Genomic DNA, 3810 nt, shown 5'->3' with positions numbered 1-3810 from the left:
ATCTGAATCTTTATGAAAATACCAGTTTCCCAACTACATTGTACCATAACGGCTGATGCTTTCGCGTACTGCAAGGATAATTATATATATATATTATACCTTCTTCTGAATAAAGCTCCCCAAATTTTCCCCTTCCTTCGGTGCCTCAATAGGATCATAATCAGCTGGCTTATCCACAATTGTCGATTCGTCGATGGCCGAAGGCTGGGGCTGGAATTCTGGGCGGAACAGCTTCTTAATGGATTCTACATACGATGGAATAATCTGATCCATCAGCAAATAGCGCTTGCGGAACAGATTGCGCTTCTGCGATTTAATTTCATTATATTTACGCCGTTTTTCTTCAATAGGCATGCGAAAATACCAGCGTTCACCGGCATCAGGAACGGCGCCTTCATCCTGCCAGAAGGCATTGAATGTTGTCTTTTTAGACCGATTGCCCCGCAGGATATGGCTGTTCGTATAAAACCCTTCATCGGTGATGACATACATATCGTGAATGCCCAAAGTCTGCACGAAAATACGCATCAAATAGAGAATGAAATTCTTCGGCCGATAACCAAATAGTTTCTTCGTCACAGCCTTTGTCGTTTCCAGACCTTTTTTTGATCCTTGGATTGTACCGATATACATAGACGGTACACCCTGGGAATTATAGTCAAAGCGGAAGTTAAAATGGTAGATCATGTCTCCGCTATAAAACAGGTATAACGACAAAAATCCTTCTTTTCGCTGGCCTGTATGAAACATAAGCCTTGCTTCCAGCGGCAGTGATTCATCTGTCGATTTCCAGAGCGTATAGCCTTTTCCCCAGTATAATTCATGAATGACGTCATCAGAAAACATGGTGCGCAGAATCGTAAAATGATGGATAAGCGCATCCAGGCGCTGACGCATAGTCGAGTTTTTAAACAGAAATACCCGCGTCATGACTTCCTGGAAATCTGGGTCCTGATCGTCAAAAAAGCGCTTCATCGGCGGATAGGCATCAAAAAAGGCATACAGTTCTTCAAACAAGTTTCGATTGGTGACAGCCCGAAAGAAAAATACGAAAGCTCGTTTATTTTCCTGTAAATTGCGAGGCCCATAAATCTGACGGGACAAGTTCCAAAAATGACCTATACTGTGCACAAAATCCTCTCCTCTATCCTACGCCTGTATATGAAGCGGCACCCAATATCTGTGGATGCTCCCTAAGGTTTTGTTTCATCCAACATAACCACAGGGACTGTCGCCCTATACAGTTTTTCCATGTCCATAAAAAACCATTGTTATTATATCATATTTCTGCACCTCATACTATTCCAGACATGGCTGCTACAGGCAAAAACCATTCCCAAATTTCAGGCAATATCTCTCTTCGACAGCCCTTATACAGCTGTACAGCCATATATCACGACTTTTTTCCCTGATTCTGTTTCTCTTTTCTCATTTATGCTGTCAATTTTCTTCTCATTTTTTCTCTCAAAATGCTGGACATTTTGAAAAAAGGGGTATATACTTTAGGAAACAGTAATCGTTGCGCAGCGATATACCATATGAACAGGTTTGTTTTTGGGAGGAATGTCATATGAAACTTATCAGATTCATGCTGCCGTATATCGTAATCTCACCGGCTGCCGTAGCCGTATTCTTTATCGCTTTATTCGTCGCCTGTGTGTCTATCGAAGGCGTACTGGACGGTGCTCTCTACCTGTCCGGCACCTTGCACATCCTGTCGCAGCCGGCGCAGAACATCATCGTAGCCTCGACCGGTGCTGTCCTGGCCCTGTTAATATCTGCTATCTTCATGAACAAAGCCGTATACGAACTAAAACACAGTTTTTAGACAGACTAAAACAGCAGCGAAATCGCCTTTTCCGACTTCGCTGCTGCGTTTTGTATAACAGATATTTTTGTATTGCATTGACACCGTCAATACATTGCATTAAAATATAAGTAAAGGACGGTGATACAATATGGCTCAGACAACATTAAGCATTCGCTTGGATGATACTTTAAAAAAAGATTTTGATGCTATTTGTGCAGAGCTGGTAATTTCCATGACAACAGCAGTCGTCATCCTGGCAAAAAAAATGACCCGGGAAAAACGTATTCCTTTCGATGTATCGGTTGATCCATTTTACAGCCCTTCAAACCTGGCAGCACTGCAACGTAGTATCCAACAAATGAAAGCTGGAAAAACAGTAACAAAAACCTTAGATGAACTGGATACTATAGCCCATGAGTAAAATTATATTTACAGAAAATGCTTTTGAAGAGTATATATACTGGCAATCTCAGGATAGAAAAACATTGAAACGAATCAATACGTTACTAAAAGATATTGCCCGATCCCCTTTTACTGGAATCGGTAAGCCCGAAGGACTGAAAGAAGAACTTACCGGATATTGGAGTCGTCGAATTGATGACACGAATCGTCTGGTGTATCGCCTATCAGACGGGGTTATTGAAGTATACCAGTGCAAAGGACATTATTCAGACTAACCCAGCAGCGAAATCTCTTTTTCGATTTCGTTGCTGGGTTTTGTATTTCACATATGGCAGGACTGATTATTTCAGTTTTTTAATTTCTTCTTCCAGTATCGGCAGCGTATTGAACAGCGCAATGCCACCTGCTGCCAAGGTATGCTGCTCATCAATAGCACAATCCTTTCCGTTCACTCATTTAGTATCGTCAGATCATCCAAATGGGAATAATGAAGGTATTAGAATCTAAGGCGGTCAAATCGGAACGCATACATAAAATGGCCCCTTTACCTAATGGTATTTCTGCTTTTTCCAGCATGCGGAACGATCGTATCATGTCTTTTGTCGGACTGACAGATTTCTTGATTTCCAGCGGATGGAGAAACCCGTTTTCTTCTATAACAATATCAATTTCGTGATTATCTTTGTCACGGTAATACCAGAGCTGTGGTTCTTTTCCTGCATTATAATAGGTTTTCCGCAATTCAGCTACTACATAATTTTCCAAGATGGCACCATTCATAGCGCCATTTTCTAAAATATCCGGCGTTGTATATTTTGTAAGATATGCGACTAATCCCGTATCAAAGAAATATAATTTAGGCTGTTTAATGGTCCGTTTCAGTACATTATTAGAATACGGGCGAAGATAAAAAATAACATCAGACTGTTCCAGTACAGCAAGCCATCGCTTTGCAGTGACATCGGTTATGCCTACATCCATGGCAATACTGTGAACGTTTAACATCTGCCCGGCACGACAGGCGGCTGCGCGAATAAAGTCCTGAAACTGATATGCATCTACTCGCTGTATAAGTTCCCGAATATCCCGGCCAATATAGGTCTGTAAATAACTGCTGTAAAACATATCACGATCGGTATACTTGCCGCTTTGAAGTCCAGGCATGGAACCATTCCAAATACGTGTATACATATCCTGTACAGTTGCAATCGTTCCCGTTTGCCGCCTTTTTTTTAATTCCTCTAAATCTAAAGAAAAAGGGAGATTTTTCTCTTTTCCATACAGTTCATGCTGTGATAAAGAAGACATATGCAAAATAGCTGCGCGCCCAGCTAATGATTCCTGTGCCAGTTCCATCATATGAAATGCCTGAAAACCGGTTAACCAAAACGTTCCTGGCTTGCAACCTTCGTCAATCTTTATTTTGATATATGAAAATAACGCCGGTGCATACTGCACTTCATCGATCAAAATAGGGGTGGTGTGCATCTGTAAAAACATTGCCGGATCTGTTTGCGCTAACCGTCTTTCGTCCAAATCATCTAAGGTTACATATTCCCGGTCATTATTCATGCAGTGGCGCAGCATAGTTGTTTTTC

General features: G+C 41.4%; 5 protein-coding genes. 3 read left to right on the top strand and 2 right to left on the bottom strand.

Annotated elements, in window-relative coordinates:
• Positions 1 to 93: 93 nt before the first annotated feature.
• Complete coding sequence (locus tag Q3886_RS09075) at positions 94 to 1131, bottom strand: VirK/YbjX family protein (RefSeq protein WP_301861097.1); 1038 nt, start codon at positions 1129 to 1131, stop codon at positions 94 to 96.
• 439 nt (positions 1132 to 1570) lie between these two features.
• On the opposite strand from Q3886_RS09075, the gene Q3886_RS09070 reads away from it, so the two are divergent.
• The 3 genes from Q3886_RS09070 (at position 1571) to Q3886_RS09060 (ending at position 2487) form a co-directional block, all read left to right on the top strand.
• Complete coding sequence (locus Q3886_RS09070) at positions 1571 to 1828, top strand: hypothetical protein (RefSeq protein ID WP_301861096.1); 258 nt, start codon at positions 1571 to 1573, stop codon at positions 1826 to 1828.
• 130 nt (positions 1829 to 1958) lie between these two features.
• Complete coding sequence (locus Q3886_RS09065; RefSeq protein ID WP_301861095.1) at positions 1959 to 2231, top strand: type II toxin-antitoxin system RelB/DinJ family antitoxin; 273 nt, start codon at positions 1959 to 1961, stop codon at positions 2229 to 2231.
• Positions 2224 to 2487, top strand: coding sequence for a Txe/YoeB family addiction module toxin (locus Q3886_RS09060; RefSeq protein WP_301861094.1), 264 nt, complete (start codon positions 2224 to 2226; stop codon positions 2485 to 2487). The genes Q3886_RS09065 and Q3886_RS09060 overlap by 8 nt, the downstream gene beginning before the upstream one ends.
• A gap of 190 nt (positions 2488 to 2677) precedes the next feature.
• On the opposite strand, the gene Q3886_RS09055 is transcribed toward Q3886_RS09060, so the two are convergent.
• The coding region (locus Q3886_RS09055; protein WP_301861093.1) for an ATP-binding protein at positions 2678 to 3810 on the bottom strand (1133 nt) is incomplete at its 5' end.

Origin of the sequence: uncultured Megasphaera sp. (assembly GCF_958350005.1) — a bacterium.
In the GTDB taxonomy this organism is placed as follows: Bacteria; Bacillota; Negativicutes; order Veillonellales; family Megasphaeraceae; genus Megasphaera.
This window is presented reverse-complemented; position numbering and strand designations above follow the sequence as displayed.